Source organism: Pseudomonas sp. A25(2017) (genome assembly GCF_002001065.1).
Lineage (GTDB): Bacteria > Pseudomonadota > Gammaproteobacteria > Pseudomonadales > Pseudomonadaceae > Aquipseudomonas > Aquipseudomonas kilonensis.
On record NZ_MUOA01000040.1, the window covers coordinates 40,815 to 65,075 of the forward strand.

25 protein-coding genes are annotated in these 24,261 nt (G+C 60.4%); 10 read left to right on the forward strand and 15 right to left on the reverse strand.

Translation table 11 applies throughout. The features are described 5' to 3' along the window. The first annotated feature begins 9 nt into the window (after positions 1–9). Positions 10–1,848, forward strand: coding sequence for a nitric oxide reductase activation protein NorD (locus B0E42_RS03640; protein ID WP_077505712.1), 1,839 nt, complete (start codon positions 10–12; stop codon positions 1,846–1,848). Positions 1,849–1,853: 5 nt separating this feature from the next. Here the strand turns inward: B0E42_RS03640 and B0E42_RS03645 are convergent, their stop codons facing one another. Together B0E42_RS03645 and B0E42_RS03650 are read right to left on the reverse strand one after the other, a co-directional pair. Continuing rightward, on the reverse strand, positions 1,854–2,054 hold the full coding sequence (locus B0E42_RS03645) for a protein DnrP (protein WP_077505714.1): 201 nt from the start codon (positions 2,052–2,054) through the stop codon (positions 1,854–1,856). Then, positions 2,051–2,734 carry a Crp/Fnr family transcriptional regulator gene (locus tag B0E42_RS03650; protein ID WP_003202487.1) on the reverse strand — a complete coding sequence of 228 codons (684 nt, stop codon included), beginning with the start codon at positions 2,732–2,734 and terminating at the stop codon, positions 2,051–2,053. The genes B0E42_RS03645 and B0E42_RS03650 overlap by 4 nt, the downstream gene beginning before the upstream one ends. Before the next feature lie 555 nt (positions 2,735–3,289). Here B0E42_RS03650 and B0E42_RS03660 point away from each other — a divergent pair. Both B0E42_RS03660 and B0E42_RS03665 read left to right on the forward strand, forming a co-directional pair. After that, a complete protein-coding gene (locus B0E42_RS03660) occupies positions 3,290–4,480 on the forward strand; it encodes an NnrS family protein (protein WP_053179492.1) in 1,191 nt (396 codons plus the stop codon). 25 nt (positions 4,481–4,505) lie between these two features. Then, the gene (locus tag B0E42_RS03665; RefSeq protein ID WP_053188061.1) at positions 4,506–4,943 is read left to right on the forward strand and encodes a hypothetical protein; all 438 of its coding nucleotides are present in this window, start codon (positions 4,506–4,508) and stop codon (positions 4,941–4,943) included. 186 nt (positions 4,944–5,129) lie between these two features. Here the strand turns inward: B0E42_RS03665 and ytfE are convergent, their stop codons facing one another. Next, positions 5,130–5,804 (reverse strand): iron-sulfur cluster repair protein YtfE, encoded by a 675-nt coding sequence (ytfE, locus tag B0E42_RS03670; RefSeq protein WP_077505719.1) that lies wholly within the window; start codon positions 5,802–5,804, stop codon positions 5,130–5,132. 159 nt (positions 5,805–5,963) lie between these two features. Here ytfE and norR point away from each other — a divergent pair, with 159 nt between their 5' ends. The 7 genes from norR to B0E42_RS03705 all read left to right on the forward strand — a co-directional run bounded on the left by norR (position 5,964) and on the right by B0E42_RS03705 (position 12,816). Continuing rightward, positions 5,964–7,496, forward strand: coding sequence for a nitric oxide reductase transcriptional regulator NorR (norR, locus tag B0E42_RS03675; RefSeq protein ID WP_018613457.1), 1,533 nt, complete (start codon positions 5,964–5,966; stop codon positions 7,494–7,496). Between the two features lie 215 nt (positions 7,497–7,711). Continuing rightward, the gene (pdxH, locus tag B0E42_RS03680; RefSeq protein WP_053179498.1) at positions 7,712–8,359 is read left to right on the forward strand and encodes a pyridoxamine 5'-phosphate oxidase; all 648 of its coding nucleotides are present in this window, start codon (positions 7,712–7,714) and stop codon (positions 8,357–8,359) included. A 228-nt stretch (positions 8,360–8,587) separates the two neighbouring features. Then, positions 8,588–9,142, forward strand: coding sequence for a molybdenum cofactor biosynthesis protein B (gene moaB / locus B0E42_RS03685; protein ID WP_018613453.1), 555 nt, complete (start codon positions 8,588–8,590; stop codon positions 9,140–9,142). Further along, entirely contained in the window at positions 9,139–10,374 is a 1,236-nt protein-coding gene (gene glp / locus B0E42_RS03690; RefSeq protein WP_077505721.1) for a gephyrin-like molybdotransferase Glp, read from the forward strand. The genes moaB and glp overlap by 4 nt, the downstream gene beginning before the upstream one ends. 80 nt (positions 10,375–10,454) lie before the next feature. Then, the gene (locus B0E42_RS03695) at positions 10,455–11,450 is read left to right on the forward strand and encodes a peptidase U32 family protein (RefSeq protein WP_024616166.1); all 996 of its coding nucleotides are present in this window, start codon (positions 10,455–10,457) and stop codon (positions 11,448–11,450) included. 11 nt (positions 11,451–11,461) lie between these two features. After that, positions 11,462–12,352 carry a U32 family peptidase gene (locus tag B0E42_RS03700; RefSeq protein ID WP_077505723.1) on the forward strand — a complete coding sequence of 297 codons (891 nt, stop codon included), beginning with the start codon at positions 11,462–11,464 and terminating at the stop codon, positions 12,350–12,352. Further along, on the forward strand, positions 12,346–12,816 hold the full coding sequence (locus B0E42_RS03705; RefSeq protein WP_077505725.1) for an SCP2 domain-containing protein: 471 nt from the start codon (positions 12,346–12,348) through the stop codon (positions 12,814–12,816). Before B0E42_RS03700 ends, B0E42_RS03705 begins: the two co-directional genes overlap by 7 nt. Before the next feature lie 27 nt (positions 12,817–12,843). Here the strand turns inward: B0E42_RS03705 and B0E42_RS03710 are convergent, their stop codons facing one another. From B0E42_RS03710 to B0E42_RS03765, 12 genes are all read right to left on the reverse strand, one after another. Beyond that, a complete protein-coding gene (locus tag B0E42_RS03710) occupies positions 12,844–14,013 on the reverse strand; it encodes a spermidine synthase (RefSeq protein WP_077505727.1) in 1,170 nt (389 codons plus the stop codon). 48 nt (positions 14,014–14,061) lie between these two features. Then, entirely contained in the window at positions 14,062–15,366 is a 1,305-nt protein-coding gene (locus tag B0E42_RS03715) for an MFS transporter (RefSeq protein ID WP_077505729.1), read from the reverse strand. Between the two features lie 36 nt (positions 15,367–15,402). After that, positions 15,403–16,539, reverse strand: coding sequence for a HesA/MoeB/ThiF family protein (moeB, locus tag B0E42_RS03720; RefSeq protein ID WP_077505731.1), 1,137 nt, complete (start codon positions 16,537–16,539; stop codon positions 15,403–15,405). A gap of 1 nt (position 16,540) precedes the next feature. Then, entirely contained in the window at positions 16,541–16,813 is a 273-nt protein-coding gene (locus B0E42_RS03725) for a MoaD/ThiS family protein (RefSeq protein WP_077505733.1), read from the reverse strand. 3 nt (positions 16,814–16,816) lie between these two features. Further along, positions 16,817–17,533: a hypothetical protein gene (locus B0E42_RS03730; RefSeq protein ID WP_139353088.1), complete on the reverse strand. Its 717-nt coding sequence runs from the start codon at positions 17,531–17,533 to the stop codon at positions 16,817–16,819. 28 nt (positions 17,534–17,561) lie between these two features. Then, a complete protein-coding gene (locus tag B0E42_RS03735) occupies positions 17,562–18,263 on the reverse strand; it encodes a TfuA-like protein (RefSeq protein ID WP_077505737.1) in 702 nt (233 codons plus the stop codon). After that, positions 18,244–19,461, reverse strand: a complete 1,218-nt coding sequence (locus B0E42_RS03740; RefSeq protein WP_077505739.1) for a YcaO-like family protein — start codon at positions 19,459–19,461, stop codon at positions 18,244–18,246. The genes B0E42_RS03735 and B0E42_RS03740 overlap by 20 nt, the downstream gene beginning before the upstream one ends. A 90-nt stretch (positions 19,462–19,551) precedes the next feature. Further along, complete coding sequence (locus tag B0E42_RS03745; protein WP_058542411.1) at positions 19,552–19,734, reverse strand: hypothetical protein; 183 nt, start codon at positions 19,732–19,734, stop codon at positions 19,552–19,554. Between the two features lie 444 nt (positions 19,735–20,178). Further along, entirely contained in the window at positions 20,179–20,565 is a 387-nt protein-coding gene (locus tag B0E42_RS03750; protein ID WP_077505741.1) for a putative zinc-binding protein, read from the reverse strand. Between the two features lie 85 nt (positions 20,566–20,650). After that, positions 20,651–21,328, reverse strand: a complete 678-nt coding sequence (locus B0E42_RS03755) for a Crp/Fnr family transcriptional regulator (protein ID WP_024616162.1) — start codon at positions 21,326–21,328, stop codon at positions 20,651–20,653. 276 nt (positions 21,329–21,604) lie between these two features. Further along, complete coding sequence (gene narL / locus B0E42_RS03760; protein WP_003202460.1) at positions 21,605–22,252, reverse strand: two-component system response regulator NarL; 648 nt, start codon at positions 22,250–22,252, stop codon at positions 21,605–21,607. Then, positions 22,249–24,048, reverse strand: coding sequence for a HAMP domain-containing protein (locus B0E42_RS03765; protein ID WP_018613439.1), 1,800 nt, complete (start codon positions 24,046–24,048; stop codon positions 22,249–22,251). Before B0E42_RS03765 ends, narL begins: the two co-directional genes overlap by 4 nt. Positions 24,049–24,261: the final 213 nt, after the last annotated feature.

A 24,261-nucleotide genomic window follows, 5' to 3' on the forward strand; every position in this document is an offset into this window, starting at 1 on the left:
GAAATAACCATGGCATTCACCCTGGAGCTGGAAGAATGGGTCGGCAGTGTCTGGCACCGTTTCATCACCCGCCGGGCCAGTGCTGACTTTCCTGAGGCCCGGGTCGAGCTGGTCCCCCGGCAACGCGCGTTGCAGGTGCTGTTTCGCGCCACCGGCGGTGCACCTCACCTGGGGGTGGAAGCGGTCAGCGACCGCGACCTGCTACTGCGTCGCAACCTGTTGCAGCAGATCGCCGGCACCTGCAAGCAAGTGCCCCTGGCCTGTTGCGATGGCGACAATCTGCGGCTGCCGGCGAGCCTGGCGACGTTCCCTGATGTCGGGCTCAACGAAGAGCTGTATCGCTGGCTCGCCTTGCTGGCCGCGCAGTCGGGGCCTATGAAGCACTGGGGGCGGGACAATCAGCGCTGGACCCTGGCGGTGTTGAAGCGCTACCCGGCGCTGCGCCCGCGCTACCGGCGACTGGTGGAGGCGCACCTGTCCCTGCGCCCCGATCCGGCCACGCTCAACCCGGCCGAAGCCGCCCTGGAGCGGGCGTTGTGCCAGGCCTTGCGCGAACCGGGCAGTGTCGAACAGTTTCCCCGCAGCGAGCGGGCGGCCTGGCCGTTGCCGCTGTGGCTATACCCACCCCAACACCTGGCCAATCCCCAGGCCGCCAACCTTGAGGAGTCCGAGCAATACCTGGCGACGCCGCCCGGCGAACAGCAGGGCGGGCGCAAGCGCGCCGAGCGAATCGACGACACCACCCGTGACGGTGGGCTGCTGATCGTGCGCCTGGAAAACCTGTTCAGCTGGACCGAACACGTGGACCTGGATCGCTGGGCGGATGACAGCGAAGACCCGGACGCTGCCCGCGTCGCCGAAGACCTGGACCAATTGACCCTGTCGCGCACCCGCTTGCGCAAGGGCGGTGGTTTGAAACTGCACCTGGACCTGCCGCCGGCCGATGTGGATGACATCCCGTTGGGAGCAGGCATCCTGTTGCCGGAATGGGATTACCGCAAACAACGCCTGCAGGACGACTTCGTCAGCCTGCAAACCTTCACCCCTCGCGATTGCCAGCCCCAGCCGTTGCCCGCACGCCTGCGAAGCTCGGCCCAGCGCTTGCGTCGCCAGTTCGAACACCTGCGCAACGATCGCCAATGGTTGCGCCAGCAAACCCAAGGCTCGGAACTGGACCTGCAAGCCTGGCTGGACTTTCATGTCGAGCGCCAGCACGGGCAGTGCTGCGAACGCGGGTTGTTCATGGACCAGCGCCAGACTCGCCGCGACCTGGCCTGCTTGCTGCTGGCCGACCTGTCGATGTCCACCGATGCCCACCTCAATGATGAGCACCGGGTGATCGACGTGATCCGCGACAGCCTGTTGCTGTTCGGCGAAACCCTGTCGCTACTGGGAGACGATTTTGCCTTGTACGGGTTCTCTTCCTTGCGCCGCCAGCAGGTGCGCATGCATGAACTCAAGGCCTTCAACCAGCGTTATGACGACCACACCCGCGGACGCATCCAGGGGCTCAAGCCCGGTTACTACACGCGCATGGGCGCGGCGATTCGCCAGGCCACGCAACGGTTGGCGGGTTGCAAGCGGCGGCGCAAATTGTTGTTGCTGCTCAGTGACGGCAAGCCCAATGACCTGGACCTCTATGAAGGACGCTACGGTGTGGAAGACACCCGCCAGGCAGTGCTGGAAGCCCGGCGCCAAGGGCTGACGCCGTTCTGCATCACCATTGATCGCGAAGCGGGGGATTACCTGCCGTACATGTTCGGGGCCAATGGCTACACCTTGATTCGCCAGCCCGAGCAACTGCCGCTGCGTTTACCGCAGTTGTACCGGCAGTTGACTCAGGATTGAGGGGGTCAGACGATGCTGCGAGGCAGCCAGAAGAACATGACGATGCAGAAGATCGTCAAGCCGGCACAGAACCAGGTGAAGCGCCGCAGCCTGCGCTCGCCGGCCAGCGCCGCCTCGGCCGGCAGGGGCATGCCGCACTGGCGGCATTCGGTTGCATCACCGGGTTGGGTCTGTTGGCAATACAGGCAAGTGGGCTGCGCGCTCATTCGAATTGCTCCAGGCGCAGGCGATCGAGAATGGCGATCTGGCGACCGTCCTGGGTGATGATTTTTTCATCGATCAGGCGCCGGATGATCCGCGAGAAAGTTTCCGGCTGGATCGACAAGTGCCCGGCGATCAACTGCTTGGCCATCGGCAGTTCGAACTGGCTGTCCACGGTTTGCAGGCGCACCAGTTGCGTCAACAGGTAGCGCACCACGCGGTGAGTGGCGTTCTTCAGCGACAGGGTTTCAATCTCGTTGACCCGTTGGTGCAGGCGCACGCAGAGCTTGCCGAGCAGGGCGAAGGTCAGCCGGCTGTTGCTTTGCAGCAGACGCATGTAGGTGGCGTTGGACAGCCGGTAGACCTGGGTCGGGCCGACGGCTTCGGCGGACGCGACGTAGTTGGGTGTGTCCATCAGCATCATGGCTTCGGCGAAGGTCTGGCGCTCGCCGATCACCTCGAAGACCTTTTCCTGGCCATCCGGGGTCAGCCGGTAGATTTTCACGGCGCCGGAAATCACGAAGTAAAACGCCTGCGCCGGTTCTCCCTGGCGGAACAGCGGATCGCCCCTGTCGATGTTCAGCAGTTGGCTGTTGCTCATCAATTCGTTGAGCTCTTCTTCGTTCAAAGGCTCGAACAGGTGATGGCTGCGCAGAATCTGGTGATGGACGCGGTGGAGCACCATGGCATGGAATCCTTGTAAGGGCGAAAGAGGTGATCGGGGTCAGACCAGGCTCAGGGACAGGCCGCTGGCAAGCGCCACGACGCAGGAAAGCAAGACGAACCAGGTAAGCGGCAGAACGACGGATTTCATGGATGACCCCGACAAGAAAGGTGATGCCGTGCCTGAGCAAGAGACGGGCCATGCCTGCGGGCGTTGATTCCTGGGGTGTTGAAGATGAGGTGGGTAAAAATGACCCTGGTCTGGCAGGGTTAAAATAACCATGAAAGGGTAACTAATACCCCATTCAGCTACAGTCTCTATGGGCGCGAGCCGTTGTGGGAGCAAAGCTTGCTCGCGATGAACGATAACGCGGGCCAGCTGTAGACCGCGGCGTCTTCATCGCGAGCAAGCTTTGCTCCCACAACGGCAAGCCCCTTGCAAGTACCTGTTCGAGACGGGAGGTTGCCGATGAGCTGGCTTGATCTGAGACAAGGCCCGCCGGCGTCGATAGCCGATCATTCGAACCCTGGTTTGTTGTACCTCGCTGGCGGTTCAGCGAGGCAAAAGGAGTGATGTATGCAAGTGCTTGACCGTCGCAAGGCCATGGCCATCGCGCCGCTGTGGCGCCTGGCGTTTCGGCCATTCTTTCTGGCCGGTTGTGTGTTGGCGCTGCTGGCCATTCCCTTTTGGCTCGCGGCGTTTACCGGGCGCTTGTCAGCCTGGCAGCCGGCCGGCGGCTGGTTGGCCTGGCACCGGCATGAACTGTTGTTCGGTTTCGGCCTGGCGATCATCGCCGGGTTCCTGCTGACGGCAGTGCAAACCTGGACCGGAACCCCGGGCCTCAGCGGCAAGCGGCTGGCAACCCTGGCATTGTTGTGGCTGGGCGCGCGGCTGGCCTGGCTGGTCGATGCGCCCTGGCCATTGCTGACGCTGCTGGAGCTGGGTTTTGCCCTGGCGGTCGCGGCGTTGATGGGGGTGACGTTGTGGCGTGTGCGGCAGAAGCGCAATTACCCGATTGTGCTGGTATTGCTGCTGTTGGCCGTCGCCGATGGGTTATCCGTATACGGCCTGGTGCAGCACAACGAGGGCTTGCAACGCCAGAGCGTGCTCACCGGCCTGTGGCTGGTGGCGGCAATGATGGGGTTGATCGGCGGGCGCGTGATTCCATTCTTTACCCAGCGCGGCCTCGGACGGGTCGAGGGCGTTGCCCCGTGGCCGTGGCTTGATCGCCTGTTGCTGGCAGGGTCGGCGCTGGTGGCGTTGTTGTATGCCTTCGGTCCGGCGCTGGTGGCCAGCGTCTGGGTCGGCCTGTTGTTCGCCGCGTTGGCGGTGGGCCACGGGATTCGACTGGTGCGTTGGCATGATCGGGATTTGTGGCGGGTGCCACTGCTGTGGTCGTTGCACCTGGCCTACGCCTGGCTGGCGGTGGCCTGCCTGGGCATGGCGCTGTGGCACTTCGGCGTGCCGGTGAACCCGAGCCTGGCGGTGCATGGCCTGACCATCGGCGCCATGGCCGGGTTGATCCTGGCGATGGTTGCCCGCGTCAGCCTGGGCCATACCGGGCGCCCCCTTGAGCCACCAGCGGGCATGACCCTGGCCTTTATCCTGTTGAACCTGGCGTGCCTGAGCCGCGTGCTGTTGGTGCTGCTGTTGCCGTTGGCCGGGCTGTGGCTGGCGGCGCTGTGCTGGACACTGGCGTTCGGTCTATACGCCTGGCGCTATGGGCCGATGCTGCTCAAGGCCCGGGTGGATGGGCATCCGGGATGAGCCGGTTGGGCAGAGGGAATCGATAATGTACGGGGTCTTGCTGGTTACCCACCTGTTGGCGGCCATTGCTTTCATTGGCACGCTGTTTTTCGAGGTCTTCATCTGGCATAGCGCCCGCCGACCCTTGACCCAAGGCGTCAAGGACGCTGCCGACCAGGCCATCGCCCAGCGCTCGCGGCATGTGCTGCACGGCGTCGTGCTGGTGCTGTACGGCGCCGGCATGGCCCTGGCCTGGCAGCATCGTGGCGCATTGAGCCAGCCGTTGAGCAACAGCTTCGGCCTGCTGCTGAGCCTGAAGATCCTGCTGGCGCTGAGCATCATCGGTCACTATTTGTGGCTGGCGTACTGGCTCAAGAGCGGTCGCCTGACGCCCAGCCGCGCCTGCTGGTTGCGACGCAGTATCCTCGGGCACATGGTGCTGATCGTGGTGTTGGCGAAGGCGATGTTCTATTGGCAGTTTTGAGCTGCGGATGAGGGCGGCAAATTAGAGCTGCAAATGTGCAAATGAGAGCTGCAAATGCCTGTGGGAGCAAAGCTTGCTCGCGATGGCTGTGAATCAGTCAACATTGATATTGACTGACACTACGCCATCGCGAGCAAGCTTTGCTCCCACAGGAGTAACACAGAAGTAATGGGCAATGTTTGAGAGTTAGCGGGCAGGCTTCATCGCATTGACGAACAACACATTGTTTTCCAGGTGGATGTGCTGCATCAGGTCATCACGAAACTCCACCAGTCCGCGATACAGGGCGCGCCAGGTGTTGCAGGCGTCGGCGGGTGGGGTGATCTGGTCGGTCAGGGTGAGCATGGTTTCCAGGGCTTCACCGTGCTGGTCGTGTTCGTAGCGCAGCACCTGGATCGGCGCCGAGGCCCGTTCGCCAAGGCCTTGTTGCAGCATCGGGAACAGCACCTGTTCTTCCTTGAGCATGTGGCCTTCGAGTTCCTGGTACATGTCCTGCAGGTGATCGGCCAGGCCGTTGGGGCAACTGGGGCGCGCACCGTGGACCTGCTCGACGCGCCGGGCCAGGCGGATCAGTTCCGGCAGCTGTTCGCGATGGCGTGCGTGGTAGCGCTCCAGGATGTGGGCAATCAAGGTCGCCTGGGGCTCGTCGCGCCAGTCATGGCCCAGCTCCCCGGCGGCTTGCAGGGTGCGCAGGGCGTCGGCGATCAGCAGCGGGTTCAGGCCTTTGCCCAGCGCGGCTTCGCGCAAGGATTTTCGCCCGCCGCAACAGAAGTCGAGGTTGTAATGATGGAAGGTACGGGTAGCACCGGGAATGTCGCAGGCCAGTTGGCCGAGGCTTTGTTCCAACAGATCGAGGCTCATCATGTTTCCTTGGGTTGAATCCCGGCAGGGACAGATGAGCGAACTTTGCAGTCGACGTGCCAGATTCAACTGATTGAAAACAAAGCATTAAATTTTTGCCAGGGTGATTGTCACCCTGATTGTGAAGGGTCAAACGAACCCTGGAGGGTCATCACTACCATGCTGCGTGAAAGCCTGGCCGCCGACCTGATCGTCGAGCTGCCCAATGCGGTGCGATTGCAGCGCCTGGTGCAGACCCTGCGCGAATACTTCAACAGTGGCGCCGTGGGGCTGCTGCGTCTGGACGATGACAGTCTCAGGCCTGTGGCCACCGTGGGCCTGGTCCACGAGGCGCTGGGACGGCGCTTCGTGATTGCCCAGCACCCGCGCCTGGCGGCGATCATGGCGTCGCGCGAACCCACCTGGTTCGAGCCGGACAGCCGTTTGCCGGATCCTTATGACGGCTTGCTCGACAACCACGTCGGCGAACCGCTGCCGGTGCATGACTGCATGGGCGTGAGCCTGTACGTGGAAGGACGGCTCTGGGGGGCGATCACCCTGGATGCGTTGCACGCCGGCACCTTCGACAGCCGCGCCCGGGAGGAACTCAAGCGCTGTACCTTGCAGATCGAGGCGGCGGTGCGGGTCACTCGCCTTGAGCAGGAAAACCGTAGCCTGCGAGCATCGCGCAGCGACCAGACCGACCTGCGGCTACCCGCCGAAGAGGGCGAGATCCTCGGGCGTAGCGAGGGGTTGCAGCAGTTGCTCAACGAGCTGGATGTGCTGGCGGACTCCGAACTGCCGGTGCTGTTGCTGGGCGAAACCGGCGTCGGTAAGGAGCTGTTCGCCCGGCGGCTGCATCGCTTGTCCCGGCGCGGTCACAAGCCGCTGGTCCAGGTCAACTGCGCGGCGTTGCCCGAGTCCCTGGCCGAAAGCGAGTTGTTCGGCCACGTCAAAGGCGCGTTCTCCGGGGCGACCACCGACCGCGCCGGGCGCTTCGATGCGGCCAATGGCGGCACGCTGTTTCTCGATGAGGTTGGTGAATTGCCGTTGAGCGTGCAGGCCAAGTTGCTGCGCACCCTGCAGAACGGCGAGATCCAGCGTCTGGGGGCGGACAAGCCGCTGCACGTCGATGTGCGGATCATCGCCGCCACCAACCGGCACTTGCCCGACAGCATTCGCGACGGGCTGTTTCGCGCCGACCTGTATCACCGGCTCTCGGTCTATCCGGTGCCGATCCCACCGCTGCGCGAGCGCGGCCACGATGTGTTGATGCTGGCCGGGCACTTTCTCGAACTGAACCGCACGCGCCTGGGCTTGCGTGGGTTGCGCCTGTCACCGGCGGCCGAACAGGCGCTGCTGGCGTACTCCTGGCCCGGCAACGTGCGGGAGCTGGAACACGTGATCAGTCGCGCGGCGCTCAAGCAACTGAGCCGCGGCGCCAATCGCAGCCTGATCATGACCCTGGAACCGCAGGTGCTGGACCTTGACGTCAACGCCAGCGCAGCTTCGGCGCAGGCGCTGCCGGAACAAGCCCTGCAAGCGTTGGATGCGCCCGTGCAACCCTTGAGCGAGGCTGTCGACGGCTGCCAGCGACAGGCGATCCTCAAGGCCCTGGAACGCTGCGGGCAGAACTGGGCGGGGGCGGCGCGGTTGTTGGAGGTTGACCCGAGCAATCTGCATAAGCTGGCGCGGCGGTTGGGGCTTAAGTAGCGGCAGACCGGGTTGCCGCCTTCGCGAGCAAGCCCGCTCCCACATTGGATCTGTGATTGTCTTCAGTTTTCTGATCACCCCCAATCCCCTGTGGGAGCGGGCTTGCTCGCGAAGAGGCCGGCACTTTCAACGCAAGAACCGGCATTGACAACGATCAAGGCCCGCCACCGCCGCAGAATCCACACTGGCCCAAACCCACAGTGGAGATTACCGTCATGCCCCTTTCCCTGGCCAAAATGCGCCGCCAGTACACCCTCGATGGCCTGGATGAAGCCCAGGCCCCCGACGACCCCATGGCGTTGTTCGCGCTCTGGATGCAACAGGCCCGCGACACCGAAAGCCCACCCGTGGAAGCCAACAGCATGGCCCTGGCGACGGTGGACGAGCAGGGCCGGCCTCACTGCCGGGTGTTGTTGCTCAAGGGCTTCGACGCCCAGGGCTTTTCGTTTTTCGGCAACTACGACAGCGCAAAGGGCCAGGACCTGGCGGCCAACCCCTGGGCGGCCATGACGTTTTTCTGGCCGGGGCTGGAGCGGCAAGTACGCATCGAAGGGCCGGTCGACAAACTCGATCCGGCGCTGTCGGATGCCTATTTCGAATCCCGTTCCGTCGCCAGTCGCCTGGGGGCCTGGGCGTCGCCACAAAGCCGACCACTGTTAGATCGGGCCGCGCTCGAGACCTTGCTGGCGCAGACCGAACAACGCTTTGCCGATCAACCCGTGCGGCGCCCCGACCATTGGGGAGGCTATTGCCTGCGGCCCGAACGGATGGAGTTCTGGCAGGGCCGCGCCGACCGTTTGCACGACCGCCTCGACTACCGCCTGCAGGATGACGCCTGGCAGCGTTGCCGCCTGGCACCCTGAATGGATGCCTTGTAGGAGCTGCCGAGCGTAGCGAGGCTGCGATCTTTTGATCTTTCGCTTGAGACTCAAGTGGCCCGGGAAAGATCGCAGCCTCGCTTCACTCGTCAGCTCCTACTGGGACAGGATCGTTCTTGCATGGGGTGCCAAGGGAGGTACCTCCAACGAGGAATAGGCCCGGCAACGATTGCAGTTCAGGCTGGGCCATCTTTTCTGACAGGACGGCTGATCATGGCCCATCTGACGCAACGCCTCTTTCAACCGCTGAACATCGCGGTCCTTACCATCAGCGATACCCGCACCTTCGACACCGACACCTCGGGCCAAACCCTGGCGGACCTGCTGCAAACGGCCGGACACGTGCTCATCGACCGTGGGCTGGTGAAAGACGATATCTACCAGATCCGCGCCCAGGTCTCCCAATGGATCGCCGACCCCAAGGTGCAGGTGGTGTTGATGACCGGTGGCACCGGGTTCACCCCGCGCGACAACACCCCCCAAGCGGTGGCGCCACTGCTGGACAAGCAGGTGGACGGTTTCGGCGAGCTGTTCCGCCAGGTGTCGCTGGCGGAGATCGGCATGTCCACCCTGCAATCGCGCGCCTTGGCGGGCATGAGCAATGGGGTGCTGGTGTGCTGCTTGCCGGGTTCGCCGGGGGCGTGCCGGACCGGGTGGGAGCAGATCCTGGCCGGGCAATTGGACAGCCGCACCGGCCCGTGCAATTTCACCCCGCACCTCAAGCCCCAGGACGGCATCGCCCCAACGGCTTGCGAGACACGCTCGTGAGCGGTCGGGTGTGCGACAGCGGCGTGCTGATGCCGGTGGATGAGGCGATCCGTCATCTGCTCGACCAGGCACCGCCGCCACCGCCCGTGCAACGGGTTGGCCTGGACCAGGCCCTGGCGCGTGTGCTGGCCACTGACATTGTGTGCCCGATGAACCTGCCGGCCTGGGACAACAGCGCAATGGACGGCTATGCCCTGCGGGCCGCTGACCTGCCGGCTGACGGCGGCTACCTGGCGTTGGCCGGGCGGATCGCCGCCGGTGACGAGCCGGGCGAGCCGTTGCAGGCCGGGTACGTCGTGCGGATTTTTACTGGCGCGCCGCTGCCACCGGGTGCCGACACGGTGGTGCCGCAGGAAAGCTGTCGCGTCGATGGCGAGCGGGTCTGGTTGCCATCGGTCAATGGCGGCGACCATGTTCGCAAGGAAGGCGAGGAACTGCGTCGAGGAGACCGGCTGCTTGAAGCCGGCACGCGCTTGCGCGCCCAGGAGTTGGGTTTGCTCGCCGGTGCCGGCGTCGGCCAGGTGGACGTTTATCGCCCCTTGCAAGTGGGCTTGCTCAGCAGCGGCGATGAGCTGCGCGAGCCGGGCGAGCCACTGGCGCCAGGACAGATCTACAACAGCAATCGCCATAGCCTCGCCGCACTGTTGCGCGGTTGGGGTGTCGAGGTGCATGACTTCGGGGTCATGCCCGACCAGTTATTGGCCAGTCGACAAGCGTTGCGCCTGGCCGCCGCCGAATGCGATGTGCTGATCACCTCGGGCGGTGTCTCGGTGGGTGAAGAAGACCACCTCAAGCATGCTATCGAAGCCTTGGGCAGCATCGACCTCTGGCGTCTCGCCATCCAGCCGGGCAAGCCCCTGGCCTTTGGTGATGTGGAAGGAAAACCTTGGATCGGGCTGCCGGGCAACCCGTCGGCGGCATTGATTACCGCACTGATCGTCGTGCGGCCGTTCCTGTTCCGGGCCCAGGGCATGGGCGACGTGTTACCGGTGCCGTTGCAGGTGCCAGCCGGGTTCGACTGGCTCAAGCGCAACCGACGCCGGCAGTACCTGCGGGCCAGGTTGGTCCCGGATGCCAACGGCCACCTGTGTGTGGAACTGCACCCTCAGCAAAGTTCGGCGATGCTGACGGCCGCTTGCTGGGCCGATGGGCTGGCGGTGGTGGAGTGTGAGGCGCAACTGCACAAGCACGACAAGGTGTTGTACCTGCCGTTCGCCGAGCTGATGCATTGACGGCAATTGATTGCCGTCAAGGTCGCCGGCCGAGGGCTGGCTAGACTGGCGGCGCTTGAGTTTTCTCATGAGGATGCCCCATGCAACTGGTTTGCCCGGCAGGGAATCTGCCTGCCCTCAAAGCGGCGGTGCGCCAAGGCGCCGATGCCGTCTATGTCGGCTTTCGCGATGACACCAATGCCCGGCATTTTGCCGGGCTGAACATGGACGACAAGCAGTTCGACGCGGCTGTCGCACACATCCGTCAGCATCAACGCAAGCTGTACGTGGCGGTCAATACTTACCCGCAGCCCAAGGGCTGGGAGCGCTGGCAACGGGCCGTGGACCGCGCCGCCGACTTCGGCGTGGACGCCCTGATCGCCGCCGACCCTGGCGTGCTCAGCTATGCCAGCCAGCGCCATCCTCGGTTGGCGCTGCACCTTTCCGTACAAGGCTCGGCCACACACGCAGCGGCCCTGGCGTTCTACGCGCAGCGCTATGACATCCGCCGTGCCGTGCTGCCACGGGTGCTGTCCCTGGCCCAGGTGCGGCAGGTGGCGGCGGGCAGTCCGGTGCCGATCGAAGTCTTCGGTTTCGGCAGCCTGTGCATCATGGCTGAAGGCCGTTGCCACTTGTCTTCCTACATCACCGGCGAATCGCCGAACCTGTGCGGCGTCTGCTCGCCCGCCAAGGCGGTGCGCTGGAGCGAGGATGCCCAAGGCCTCAGCGCACGCCTGAGCGAGGTGCTGATCGACCGCTACACCCCCGAAGAACCGGCCGGTTATCCGACCCTGTGCAAAGGCCGCTTCCTGGTCGGCGGCAAGCGCTTCCATGCGCTGGAAGAACCCACCAGCCTCGACACCCTCGACCTGCTGCCGGAGCTGGCGGCCATTGGCGTCGAAGCGGTGAAGATCGAAGGTCGCCAACGCAGCCCGGCCTACGTTGAACAAGTGACCCGGGTCTGGCGCGCCGCACTGGATGCCCATAAGGCCGCGCCGCAACGGTTCCGGGTGCAGGAAGAATGGCGCCAGGCGCTGGCTGGCTTGTCCGAAGGCAGCCAGACCACCCTGGGTGCCTACCATCGATCATGGCAATGAGGGGAGGCCAGATGAAACTCAGCCTGGGACCGGTCCTGTTTTACTGGGACAAAGCGCAACTGGGGAATTTCTATGCCGAGATGTCGGCATTGCCGCTGGACGTGATTTACCTGGGGGAAACCGTGTGTTCGAAACGCCGGGCGTTCTCCCTGGATCAATGGCTGGGGTTGGCGCGCGAGCTGCAAGCGTGTAGCCAGGCACAGATTGTGTTGTCGAGCCTGACGCTGATCGAAGCGGCCTCGGAGCTGTCCTCGCTGCGCCGCCTGTGTGACAACGGCCAGTTGTTGGTGGAAGCCAATGACATGGGCGCGGTGCAGTTCATGGCCGAACGCAAGCTGCCTTTCGTCGGCGGCCCGGCGCTGAATCTGTACAACGGCCACGCCCTGGGGCAATTGCTCGACAGCGGCATGATCCGTTGGGTGCCGCCCGTGGAGTGTTCCGCGGCGCTGATCGGCGATGTGCTGGAGCAGGTGCGGGACATGGACCGCGAGGTGCCCGAGGTGGAGATCTTCGCCTACGGTCATCTGCCCTTGGCGTACTCGGCGCGCTGCTTTACCGCCCGAGCCGAAAACCGCCCCAAGGACGACTGTCAGTTCTGCTGCATCAACTACCCCGACGGCCTGGCGTTGAGCAGTCAGGAGGGCCAACAGTTGTTCACCCTCAACGGCATCCAGACGATGTCCGGCGAGGTGACGAACCTGCTGGCCGACTACAACGCGTTGATGGCCTGCGGCGCCGATGTGCTGCGCCTGAGTCCGCGTGCCCAAGGCATGGTCGAGGTGGTCACGGCCTTCGACAAAGTTCGCCAGGGCGAGGCACCGCCGCTGTTCGTGGACGGTTGCAATGGTTACTGGCACGGCCATGCCGGCATGTTGAAGGTAGAGGAGGCGGGCCTGTGTTGAGTCCGAAGAAGTGGGTGCTCAAAGGCGCCGACCGCTTGCTGCCGTTGGTGGGCAAGGTGCCGTTCGTGGTGCAGCGACTGGCGTTGCAGCAGGCGCTCAATCGCTGCCTGGCCGAGCCGTTGCGCGATGGCGGGTTCGATGTGCTGCGTGGGCGATGGTTGTGCCTGCGCGTGCCTGACTTGAAGTTGTGTTGGTACCTGACCTTGGCGCGGGATGGATTGCGCATTGCCGAACGGGCCGAGGCCCAGGTCACCATCAGCGGCAACTGGCGCGAGTTCCTGTTGTTGGCCAGTCGGCAGGAGGATCCTGACACGTTGTTCTTCCGTCGCCGGTTGGTGATCGAGGGGGATACCGAGTTGGGGCTGGCGTTGAAGAATTTGATCGACAGTCTTGATCCGGACGTCCTGCCGCCTTGGCTCTGGCGCAATCTGGAGCGGGCAGGGAAGGGGTTGGCGGTGAGCTGAGAGGTTGAGTTGCTGTTGTGATAGCTGTCAGATCAAGTCTGAATCTCTACGCCCCAGGGAAACGCTCGGTGACAATCGGGCTAGCGCTCGTCGAAAACCTTCCACTTTGGACACATCTCCCCGGGTTCTGTGGGTAATGACGCCATAGGCGTAAGGGAATAAACCCTCCAGCCAGTCTCGTGGGTGGATCTCGACGCTGTTCTCCAGTGTCGCGACGACCCAGTCGGGGAGCCATGACATATCGCGGTCCGAGAAATTGACTTCGCCTGCTATCAGTAACGCCAGGGTGGTACGCAGCGACGAGTTGTCCTTCAATAATCGCTCTTGCAGCGCTTGGCAAGCGTCCGGGTTATCCAGTAACACTCGAAGATCGTTGGGCTTGCTCAGCTTCAGTGAGGCCGGAAGCAGCGCAGACAAGGCCGGTAACGAGTCCATCCAGCGTTTTTGCACCTCCAGATCAATCCCGACGAAGTCCAGCGCAGGGGGCGCAATCGGAGCGTGACGGATAACCGTGGGTGTCAGGTAGCGCAGGCGAAGGCTCATGATGTCCATAAAGAGCCGGTCACTGGCGCATAAAACCTCCGCAGTAGGTGCGGTGCGCGGTGTGGTTGATGGCGGTGGGCCGATAATGAACGTCGCATTGCGTCGATGGGGCAGGTGATGAATATCGCCCCAGCTGTCGTTCAGGCAGTGGGCGAGCCAAGCCTGGGGCGTAGGGCCGTTGAACGGATCCAGGTTCATGGGAACGCCAAAACCGTTGAACACCACGTGACCAAGAGGGTTGAGGCGGCTCTTCAATAGTTGGTGGAATCCATGATCAAACACGATCGGGGCATAACCGCTCTGGGTGTAGAGGTCGACAATAATGACGTCGTACCGGTCGGGGGTGACGACCAGGAAGTGCGCGGCATCGGCGACCACGCTGTCAAAGTCGATATGCGTTGAAAGTCGGTTCCGGTTGTCGAGGCTGCGCACAAGTGAGGTCTCGTCCAGATCAACGGCCAACAGACTGGCCACTCTGGTGCTGGCTGCGATCGGCGCCAGCGCCACACCGTCCGAAAGCCCCAGCATCAGCACCGAGATTCGATCCTTGGACGGGTCGCCCAGAAAACCGGTACAGCCCATGTCGTCATAATATTGGCCGCAGAAGATCTGTTCATGTCGAGCAGATTCAGGTCGATCCTTGAATTCCAGCATATTGAAAGGCAACTCCGTTTGTAAGAGGCTGGGGTACGGCGAGGCGCGTCAGTGCGCAAACGCTTTAGGGTATTTGTCCAGATAGGCATCATTGAGCTGCGTATCCTGGGAACGCATGAAAGTTTTAAAGTCGGGTACCAGAAAGACCAGCAAAGACAACAGCAGTACCATGGCGCCCAGCAGCGTGATTGTCAGTGCAACCCCCAAAGAGGCGATCAGGGTGTTCATCGCGAAACTGCCCAAGGGGCTGGCCGCCGCAGACAGAAATGAAACCGTTGCAAAAATCCGGTTGCGATGGAGCTTTGGCGTTGCCAGCAACCTCACAGCGGAAGTGGGGATGTTAATCAACATCAGGCCGACGCCGCCGCAGAAAAAGGCCGCGGGCACGATGAACGACGATGAAACGGTCCCGACCACTACAAGGTTGCACCCCAGCAATGCGAAACCTGCGGACACACACATATCACGGGGGACCCGGTCGGATAACCAGCCGATGATCTTGTAACTGCCCGCCAGAATGCCCAGTCCGAAGCACGAATCCAGAAGACCGATGTAAGTGACCGGGTATTGGATGACGTCCTTTACATACAATGGGATCAGGATGGTGAAGAACGGAAACAGGGCAAAGTTGATCAGCATTGCAATGATGGCCAGGTAAAATTCGACTTTCACTCCGTAAACTACTTTGAAGCCGGAATAGATCATGCTAAAGCCGCTGGCACCCGGGGCTTTTTCGCCTTGGTCAGTGGCGCCGATGGGGCTCGGGATGGTCGCGATCAACGCCCCGGCGATGAGAATTGCAAAAAAATCGGCGGCAAAGGCGAACGTGATACCGAATCCGTAAATCAACCCGCTGGCCAGTACCGGTCCCAGCAGAATGGAAAAGGACGACATCACGCTTTTGGTCCGAAAGGCCAGGGAGACTTTATCGTCGTCTGCAAACAAAGGAATGATCGAAGCCTGGAGAGGGTCGCGTACGCCGACGATCGCACTGCTGATCATCATCAGCGCGCCCACCGTCCAGGGGTTGAACGACCCCGTGGCGGACAGTACCACCATCAACAGCGCTGTCAGCAGGCTGATCCATGAGGCCAGCTTGATGATCAGGATTTTGTTGTACTTGTCCCCCAGCCATCCCAGCAGGGGTTTGGCTAACACCTCCGTCGCGATGGAACAGGCAATCATGTTGGCGAAATAGAGCGCAGAGCCTGTTTCCTGCAAGGCCCACCAGGCCACCGCCAGTTGATTGCACCGCCCGCCCAAAACCATCAACAAAAAGCTGAATTGCACTTTCAGAAGACGCCGGTCGATGCCGGGAAAGCCCCACGTAATGCCTGAAAAATTTGCATTCATTGACGTACCTTTGATCCGGATAAGGTGGCTGCGTAATCAGGGGTGTTCAAAAAAAGACGAGGTACGTTCATTAGGGTAAATCTCCAGATACCGCTCGATGCCACCCTCAAGGCTATAGAGTTCTGCTTCCTGACTGACGGTACGAATTGCCAGAAGGGCCGCCTTGCTCCTGATGCCGGATTTGCAATAGAAAACGATACGGCGGGCGGTATCGAGTTCTTCCTGGCGCTTGATGATGTCTTTGAGCGGAATCGGTCTGCCGCCTAGCGAACCTTGCTGATGCTCGCTGACGTCGCGCACATCGACCAATTGAAATGGCGCTTGTGTCGCTATCCAGTCATGCAGGGTGTCGGGTGATAGCCAGTCGCTATCGCGCCACGCAGGCGTGGTCGTAGCGCCAAGCGTTCTCGCAGGGGGACGGTCCCGTGTTTTTTTGTTGATGTTCAACAGGTGGAAGGTGTTGTCCAGGCAGTCGATAGACAACAATTGCCCGCTCAATGGCTCCCCGGCACGGAGGATGAGCTTGAGTACTTCATTGGCCTGAAAGCAACCGAGCAAGCCAGGTATGACGCCAAGAACGCCCGCTTCCGAACAGTTTTGTGTCAAGTGCGGTGGCGGCGGTGTTTCGAACAGATCCCGGAAGCACGGCCCCCGTTGTTGAGTGTGCCGGTTGTAATAATTAAATACCGACACCTGCCCCTCGAACTGACTGATTGAGGCGTAAACCATCGGTTTTTCACACTCGATACAGGCGTCACTGATGAGGTATTTGGCGTCGAAGTTATCAGTAGCGTCGACGATGATGTCGTATTCCGCCAGCAGCGAAAGGACGTTGTCCGGGTTCAGCGTGGTGGCAACGGTGTGGACTACGATGTCGGGGTTCAACTGATTGATGCGACGTTTGGCTGCCACTACTTTCAGGTCACCTACATCGGCAATCGCATAGAGAATTTGTCGGTGCAGATTGCTCCCGTCGACAATGTCGTTATCAACGATGCCGATCGTCCCGACGCCAGCACCTGCCAGGTACAAGAGTACCGGGCAGCCCAGTCCCCCGGCGCCGACCACCAGCACCTTGCTGTCTTTGAGACGCTGTTGCCCCTGAGCGCCGACTTCGCTGAGGATGATTTGGCGGGCGTAACGGGAGGTGTCTGTCTTCAGGTTGCATTGCATGTCAGCCACCTGCCACTGCGTTGATCAGAATCAATTGCGCATTGCTGTCCAGGGGACAACGGCGATCATGCTCATTGGTCACGGGCATGCCGTCGACGAACAACCCCACGAACGGCAGCGGGTACAGGTCCTCAGAGAAGACCGGGCCAATCAGGTCGGGAAACCGTGTGGTCAGATTGTTCAGTACATCGCTGACACACAAGCCCTCAGTGACGTATGTTTTATGCTGTTCGGTGTAGAACATGAACTGCCGGGGAAAGTGTACGACGGCCATAGGTCATCCTTGAGCGGTGTCAGTTGTCAGGTCGCTGGAAAACGCATCCAGCCTGGAGGTGATCAGTTTTCCGATTTCGGACAATTCGGCCGAGGCCTGGAGAGTGGCCAGACTTTTGAGGAAGTACTGGTGCAAGTAGTCGAGTCGTTCGGGACGAGCTCGCCCGGAACCGCTGACCAGCAACCGCTGGTGGTAGTTCACGGCGCTGACCGCAAACAGGCAAGCCAGCAAGACACCCCTAGGGTTCTTGCCTCCGGTTCCTGATGGCAATATGTAGTCGTTCGAACTGTCCTTGAGCTGGAAGTCGTAAATCTCAGCGATCAAACTGGACCAGATATGGGACAGTTCATGCACCAGTAACTCTTCAAGGTCCGTCATGCTGGTAAATGCGGCTTCGCCCAGAAACATTTGTTGCGGCAGCACCGGATTGGTCAGACTGACTTGTTGAGTCAGCAACTTATGTATATTCACCGGCAGGTCCAATAATTTGGTCCATTCCGGCAGCAAGGCTTTGAGGTTGCTCTTCGCTTCGGCCAACATGATCTGCTCGGCGTTACCGAGGGCTTGATGGGGTGGGAACGAGGGCGCACCTTCGACGTGCCGAGTATACAGGGTGGTGGCAAAATCTGGTTGCAAATAGGTGGTTAAAGGTAACTCGCCTCCCTCGATATTTTTACGTACAACGGCGACGAGCGTTAAAAGTTTTGTGCTATTGAACATGGGGTGCACAAAGGGTAAACCATTTATTTCACACAGTATCTCTGATGGCGACATTCTGTTTCACCGTCCTTGTCCATGGTTGTAATTTGAGAAAATCGATCAAGTCCAGGCTCTTTATTCTGTAGCCGGAAAAATTGGCCAAGGCGTTGTCTATTTGTTTCTCCGCGACAGGGAGTGCCAGCAAGGCTTCTTTCAAGCAGTTTAATGTTCGATGTCCGTACCACATGTTTTTCAGGTAGTGAAGTATGTGTTGCTCTTGTGCCGGCGTAATGATCCGTTCAGTCGTCCACTGTCTTAAAAACTGCCTGATATGAATAAGTGGTTCGCTGAGCGAAAGAAATGGCTCTTGTGCTTGATGTATTAGGGTCACTTCGTCGTCGGACATGTCCGGATCGCTGGCGAATTGTCGATACACTTCACCAAAGCCTGTCATTCCCAGCGTATCCATTTCACAGGCGCGAATGGCACCCATGGACGACAATCCCCAAATGCGCCAACCCGCACTCAGGGCGTCGAGTATCTCGGCATGGCCGACGGCAGGGTGAGCATGGAACACGCCATCGACAATGGCGAGGTTCGAAGGGGGCGATTGCGCCACCAGGCGTTCGATATCGCCACGCTTGACGGGCGGGCGTAACACCAGGCCACCACCGCACAGTAATTGATTGTCTATTCCTTGCAGGGAGGGGCCCGCAAACAGCGTACATGTCTCAAGCGCATTGTTTGACATACGTAAGTAACCTCGGACCGACCCTTTTTAAACCAGGTTCAAAGGCTTCAAGCCCCGGAATTATGATTCTGATCACAGTAATGTCGTCCGTCGCTTTACTGAGCAAAACCCTTAGCACGGTACTGAGCCCGACACTTTGCAACCGCTCAATGAGCAACTCCCAGGCCGATTCGATCGTGGGGATCGCGGCCTCCTGGCAGTCGATGGAGGAGTAATCGATCATCTGGTTCCGGGAGGTGGCCACGGTACGTAAGCGTGAGATGGCCTGAAGCTCGACCGAACGGCCCTTCTTCTCGAAGTATTTAACGCGCTCGATGATGTCGTCCCGGCCCCCGTGGATGTGGCTTAAACGGCTTTGGGCAGCCTCGCAGATAGCCCGGATCAAGGCGATTTCCTTGATGGGATGTAGCCCTGAACCGGTGGCCACAGAGATGGGCGCCTCGGAGGACTCTTCCATGATAAAAGCCTGAAAGTAGGCCAGGCCAAAACAGTTCTCGGTGTAACGAATCGACAGGCTTAATCCCGCGTCATTGATTTTATTGATCAGGGAGTCGGTTTCTGCGCTGTAACGGTCCAGATTGACGAGGCAGGAGCGGTCATGCAGGTGATTAAAGGCTTGAACATCACGCTCCATGAGTTCGCAAACAGCGTGTACCGAGGCTTCCACCAAGTCATTACCTGAAGCCAAGCCACTGGAGCTTTCCCCGAAGAGTTGTTGCCCTGGGTTTTCGGGGTAGGGGATGAACACCAGTTCGGCGGGTGCAAACACCTTCTGCTTACGCAATACATCTTCAACTTCGATGGCCATGATGAGCGAATCGGCATCGGCAGAGAAGCCATACAATATGCAGAACTGATTGAACGCTATTCGTCCTTCGTGGCTTTCAATGAGTTGCCTCGGTGTGGTCTTTAATAGCTTCAGTTGCGCCGTGTTGTATTGCGCAAGGCTGAACTCGATGGCTTCCATGTACGCGCCTATCTTGGCTTCTGCTGATCTGAGGCCTTTGCCAGCATTTACGCACAGCGAACCCTTCAATGCATCGGGTCGTATACTGGCAAATACTGGAATTCCAATACGGTCCAGCCAGGTTGTGTCGGTTACTCGGGTAATGCCCAAGCGCGGGGCTATATTGTTGGCGATGATTTTTAATGTTTCTTCGGCGCTACGGCGCCGAAGGCTCGAACTAAGCCTGTGCATAATTGGACACCTTTGACTGATGAAAGGTATAGGCAAGCATCATGTGTGACACAATAAGAAACGGGAGGGAATGACTTCCCTCCCGTTTTTTTAGGCTGCGACTTTAACTTTAACGTCTTCAGCCAGAGCCAGCGTCAAGACGTTGTTGTTCGACTGATGTGCCACAAAACCGGCGTGCATCAGGCTTTCATCGTTCAGAATGACGGAGAACTTCTCCGCGGTTTCTGCGTCCAGTTCAAGCTCGAAGTTTGCATCGTTAACTATAGAGTCCATTTCATTTATCCTATCCGTAATATTGCGTTGGGAAGATTTGTTGCGCAACACCAATGAGATTTGCAGCTGATTGAGATTACGCCAACTGAAAATTAATTTCAGGATGTTGCGACTTTGCATTATCGCGGAGAGGTAGCGAGTTTTCTGAAATGTTAGTCGTGTTGGTTGTGGGAATGAGCTTACTGATTCTTAGGAAAGGTATATTGCTGTCGTAGGACGGGTCTTGGAAATTTCTGTAAGTAATTTCTGTAAGCTTTAAGTTCTTGGCGCGTTATCTCAAGATTAGGTTTGCAGTATCAGTTGAGCTGATTTCAAAAAATTGAATCAGCAAGTGCGTTCTAACTGACATACGGAGGCTACAGGTTTTAGGACCGCTCGCGGTCCAGCGGGAGCAAGCTCCCTCGCCACAGGTTTTGGTGTTCGACACTAGGACTGTTCGCCTTCTCAAGCCGTCTCGGTGGCTTCGATCATCTGGCTTTCAATCAGCCGCTTGATCTCCTCAAACAAATCGTCACTCTGCTCCTCGGTGCAATCCTCGCCGTTGCGTTTGCGCAAACCGTGGTGGCTGACGATCAGATGCACATCGGCGTGCAGGTCGTGCCGGTTCAGGCAGCTTTCGACGCATTGCAGCGGGCAGCCGTCCAGTGCCAGGATTCGCCGTCCCGAGCGCGCTTTATTGACCAGCGCAGCCACATGCCCGCCGACCCCGACGATGCAGGACATTTCGGCCAGGCCGCTGCGATCCAGGCGCAAGGCCAGGGTATTGGCCAGTTGCGCGACATTCGAGCAACCGGAGCAGGAGTAGACCAAGGGAAGGCTTGAATCGGACATGAGGGTTCTCCACTGATGGACTCTGCCAGTGTGCGAGGCCGCCAGTAATACGCCTTGATCATGGTCAAATCCGGGACTGGCCCGGTTACTGTTGGTAACCAGCCAGTTCTTCTTCAGCCAGGATACGAATGTTGCGCCGCTCCATGGCAATCAACCCCCCATCAACCAACCGATGAAGAATCCGAGAAAACGTCTCCGGCTGAATCCCCAACTTGGAAGCCACCAGCCGCTTCGACACCTGCAACACCACCTGACCATCCCGCGGATCCCGCTCCTGCAGCAGGAAATTGATCACCCGCCGACTGGCACTGGCCAAGGTCAGGTTATCGATATCCTTGAGCCGCTGATGCAAATGAATACTCATGCTCGCCAGGATCGCCAGGCAGACCTTGGGCTGGTCCTCCAGGGCCTTACGGTAATGGGTACCCTCGATACTCACCAGCACGCTGTCCTTGATCGCCGACGCACTGACCGGATAGCAACGGGCCTGGCTGAACAGCAGGGCCTCGGCGAAGGTCTGGCCGGGCTGGATGATTTCCACCAGGTTCTCCTGGCCCTCACCGGTCACCCGGAACAGCTTGATCTGGCCACTGACCAGCAAGAAAAACCGCTTGGCCGGATCGCCCTGGTGCATGAGCGTGCTGTTGCATTCCAGGCGTTTGAGGACAGCCAGGCTGCAGACATCTTCAAAGACCCGCTCCGGCAGTTGGCTGAACAGGTGATGACGACGCAACAGTAAAACGATGGAAGGGTGGGTCAGCATGGCGTACCTCCGCGTGCCGTCATGGTAGAGCCCAAATCGCCGCCGGCCTATGCCTCGGCAGGCCTACCTCGGAAGAGGGATGGGCTGCGCGATCAAGACACAAACCCTGTGGGGAACGAAATCCAGATCTGCTGCCTATCCCCTGTGGGAGCAAAGCTTGCTCGCGATAGCGGTGGTTCAGCTTGCGCAGATGTTGAATGTACCGCCGCCATCGCGAGCAAGCTTTGCTCCCACAGAGGGTATGTTTCACTCCCACAGGGCGTGTGTTTTGCTGGGCTAGCCCGCCCCGCGCAAATGCTCCATCGCCCAAACCGCCGCTTCCACCCGCGAACGCAAGCCGAGCTTGTGCAGCAGGTTCTTCACATGCACCTTGACCGTGCCTTCGGTAATGCCCAGCTTGTGCCCGATGACTTTGTTGCTGTAGCCGCCGGCGATGGTCTTGAGGACCTGGCGTTCGCGTTCGGTCAGTTCCACATCGGCCTGGCGCGGTGGCGAGCGCAGCGCCTGGGCCATGACGCGGGTCAGGCCGGGGCTGATCACCAGGGCGCCGTTGAGGGCATCGCGGATGTACTGGATCAGCAGCTCCGGTTCCATGTCCTTGAGCAGGTAACCGTTGGCGTCCAGGCGCAAGGCATCGCGGATGTCGTCCTCGGCATCGGAGACAGTGAACAGCAGCACCTTGCCGGTGTAGTGCATGGCGCGCAGCCGGCGCAGGGTCTCGATGCCGTTCATCTGCGGCATGTTGTTGTCCAGCAGCACCAGGTCGGGCTTGAGCGGTTCGATCAGAGTCAGGGCTTCTTCGCCGTGGCTGGCTTCGCCAACGATCTGCAAATCGTCTTCGAGCTCAAGCATCTGGCGGATCCCGCGACGCATCATCGGATGATCGTCGACCAGTAGCAGGGTGTGGCGCAGGGGGGCGTTCATGTTGCGAGGCCTTCGGTGTGTTGGCCCAGGAATTCCGGTTGGAAATGCACCTGGATACGGGTGCCCTGGGGTGTACGGGAGTGAATCTGCAGTTGGCCGTGCAGGCTGCGGGCCCGCTCGTTCATGATGTTCAGGCCATGGTGTTCGCGCTGGTCGACCTCGCCGCTGAAGCCGCGGCCATCGTCTTCGATCGACAGCTGCACGGTCTCGCCTTCCTGGCGCAGTTCGAGCCAGGCGTTTTCGGCGTGGGCGTGGCGCAGGCAGTTGGACAGGGCCTCGCGGGTGATCTGCAGGATGTGGATCTGCTCGCTGGCCGACAGCTCGAAGGCCAGGGTGTCGATGAACAGGTGCACCTGGAAATCCCCTCGGTTGGAGAACTCCTCGGCGGTGTCCTTTAGCTCTTCGACCAGGCCGTCATCGTGGATCTGCAAGCGGAAGGTGGTCAGCAACTCGCGCAACTGGCGATAAGCATTGTTGAGCCCTTCACGCAGTTCACCAGTGACGGTCTCCAGGGTCTGCACCGGTTCGCCGCGACGCATCAGGGTCTGCATGCGGCTGACTTGCAGCTTCATGTACGACAAGGCCTGGGCCAGGGAGTCGTGCAGCTCGCGGGCAATGATCGTGCGTTCATCGAGCAGCAGCAGGCGATGGTCCTGTTCGCGCTGGCGCTTGAGGGACAGCGACGTGCCGATCAGGTTGGCCAGGGCCTGGATCAACGCGGTTTCCCAGGGCTGCGCCGCATGGCCGTCGACAAAATGCGCCTTGAGTTCACCCAGCTCGTTGCCCTGGTTGCTGATGCTGAAGGCTTGCGGGCGCGCAGCGTTGTGTTTATGGCAACTGGCGCAATCGCTGCTGGCGCAGACCTGTCGGTTGGCGGCGCCATGCAGGGCCAGCAGGTGCCTGGCCGGTGACTGCAATTGCCCTTGCAGGCACAACGTCAGACGCAGGCCTGGCAGGCGCTGCTGGAAGCGTCGGATCAGTTCATCCAGCCCTTCGGCATTGGCCTGGCGTGTCGCCAGGCTGCGGCTGCTCTGGTACAGCAGCTCCAAGGCGGCGTTGGCCTGTTGCAGGTTCAGGGTCTTTTGCTGAACCTGGTTTTCCAGGGTGCGGTGTGATTGTTCGATGGTTTCGGCCATGGTGTTGAAACTGGTCGCCAACTGGCCCAGTTCATCTTCGGACTGGTGATTGACCCGCACCTGGAATTCGCCACGGCGAAAGCGCTGGGTGGCGTCCACCAACTCCTGCAAGGGCGTGACCACGCCGTACTGCAATTCATACAGGCCGATCAGCAGGATGATCATGGTGCTGAACAGCGCCATACCCTGGATCACTTGCTGCCAACCTTGCTTGTGCTCGCTCTGGCGTTGCAGCAGGGTGACGAACCGGTCCAACTGGTTGACGAAGGCATTGGCATTGGCCTGGAAAAACGCCGAGTCACCACGCTCGATGGCCGGGCGCAAGGTCTGGTTCCAGCGTTGCACAAGGTCGCGATAGCTCTTGTGCAGGGAGGTTTCCGGCCCATCTTCCAGCACGGCGCGCAGGGCAGGGCTGTCGAGGCGTTGTTGCAGGCTGGCGGTGATCGCCGGGATGTCGTCGTTGGCCCCCGCCGCCAGTTTCCAGCTCAGGTGGTAGGTCTCCATGCGCACGGAGCCGGCGGTGTTGATGGCCGCGGCGTCGCCCTGGCTGAACCAGGCGATCAACCCGGCACTCAAGGAACTGGCCAGGGCCAGGATGGCGATCAGGATCACCGCCAGCCCGGCGCGAGCGGGCAGGGAACTGCGCAGCCAACGCATCATCGACGCGGGCCTGCGAGGCAAAACGGTGAAGCGAGCATAGGGGGCGCCCTGGACCTGGGGGTGTAGCAGCCAATCCTGGGCGCACTACCTCTAAAGAGTTGTCGGCCGCTCCATTTCCATAAAAGCTTCGGCAGACTTGATCAAGGTATTGATAAATAAAGGGTTGTATCAATATCCGGGTCTACCTCCTTGGAGGTAGATGGGCCAAGCATA

Excerpts from the sequence above, each read along its gene's own strand:
- B0E42_RS03640 (WP_077505712.1), top strand. The coding sequence starts at position 10 with ATGGCATTCACCCTGGAGCTGGAAGAATGGGTCGGCAGTGTCTGGCAC.
- B0E42_RS03645 (WP_077505714.1), bottom strand. The coding sequence starts at position 2,054 with ATGAGCGCGCAGCCCACTTGCCTGTATTGCCAACAGACCCAACCCGGT.
- B0E42_RS03650 (WP_003202487.1), bottom strand. The coding sequence starts at position 2,734 with ATGGTGCTCCACCGCGTCCATCACCAGATTCTGCGCAGCCATCACCTG.
- B0E42_RS03660 (WP_053179492.1), top strand. The coding sequence starts at position 3,290 with ATGCAAGTGCTTGACCGTCGCAAGGCCATGGCCATCGCGCCGCTGTGG.
- B0E42_RS03665 (WP_053188061.1), top strand. The coding sequence starts at position 4,506 with ATGTACGGGGTCTTGCTGGTTACCCACCTGTTGGCGGCCATTGCTTTC.
- ytfE (WP_077505719.1), bottom strand. The coding sequence starts at position 5,804 with ATGAGCCTCGATCTGTTGGAACAAAGCCTCGGCCAACTGGCCTGCGAC.
- norR (WP_018613457.1), top strand. The coding sequence starts at position 5,964 with ATGCTGCGTGAAAGCCTGGCCGCCGACCTGATCGTCGAGCTGCCCAAT.
- pdxH (WP_053179498.1), top strand. The coding sequence starts at position 7,712 with ATGCCCCTTTCCCTGGCCAAAATGCGCCGCCAGTACACCCTCGATGGC.
- moaB (WP_018613453.1), top strand. The coding sequence starts at position 8,588 with ATGGCCCATCTGACGCAACGCCTCTTTCAACCGCTGAACATCGCGGTC.
- B0E42_RS03695 (WP_024616166.1), top strand. The coding sequence starts at position 10,455 with ATGCAACTGGTTTGCCCGGCAGGGAATCTGCCTGCCCTCAAAGCGGCG.
- B0E42_RS03700 (WP_077505723.1), top strand. The coding sequence starts at position 11,462 with ATGAAACTCAGCCTGGGACCGGTCCTGTTTTACTGGGACAAAGCGCAA.
- B0E42_RS03710 (WP_077505727.1), bottom strand. The coding sequence starts at position 14,013 with ATGCTGGAATTCAAGGATCGACCTGAATCTGCTCGACATGAACAGATC.
- B0E42_RS03715 (WP_077505729.1), bottom strand. The coding sequence starts at position 15,366 with ATGAATGCAAATTTTTCAGGCATTACGTGGGGCTTTCCCGGCATCGAC.
- moeB (WP_077505731.1), bottom strand. The coding sequence starts at position 16,539 with ATGCAATGCAACCTGAAGACAGACACCTCCCGTTACGCCCGCCAAATC.
- B0E42_RS03725 (WP_077505733.1), bottom strand. The coding sequence starts at position 16,813 with ATGGCCGTCGTACACTTTCCCCGGCAGTTCATGTTCTACACCGAACAG.
- B0E42_RS03730 (WP_139353088.1), bottom strand. The coding sequence starts at position 17,533 with ATGTTCAATAGCACAAAACTTTTAACGCTCGTCGCCGTTGTACGTAAA.
- B0E42_RS03735 (WP_077505737.1), bottom strand. The coding sequence starts at position 18,263 with ATGTCAAACAATGCGCTTGAGACATGTACGCTGTTTGCGGGCCCCTCC.
- B0E42_RS03740 (WP_077505739.1), bottom strand. The coding sequence starts at position 19,461 with ATGCACAGGCTTAGTTCGAGCCTTCGGCGCCGTAGCGCCGAAGAAACA.
- B0E42_RS03745 (WP_058542411.1), bottom strand. The coding sequence starts at position 19,734 with ATGGACTCTATAGTTAACGATGCAAACTTCGAGCTTGAACTGGACGCA.
- B0E42_RS03750 (WP_077505741.1), bottom strand. The coding sequence starts at position 20,565 with ATGTCCGATTCAAGCCTTCCCTTGGTCTACTCCTGCTCCGGTTGCTCG.
- B0E42_RS03755 (WP_024616162.1), bottom strand. The coding sequence starts at position 21,328 with ATGCTGACCCACCCTTCCATCGTTTTACTGTTGCGTCGTCATCACCTG.
- narL (WP_003202460.1), bottom strand. The coding sequence starts at position 22,252 with ATGAACGCCCCCCTGCGCCACACCCTGCTACTGGTCGACGATCATCCG.
- B0E42_RS03765 (WP_018613439.1), bottom strand. The coding sequence starts at position 24,048 with ATGATGCGTTGGCTGCGCAGTTCCCTGCCCGCTCGCGCCGGGCTGGCG.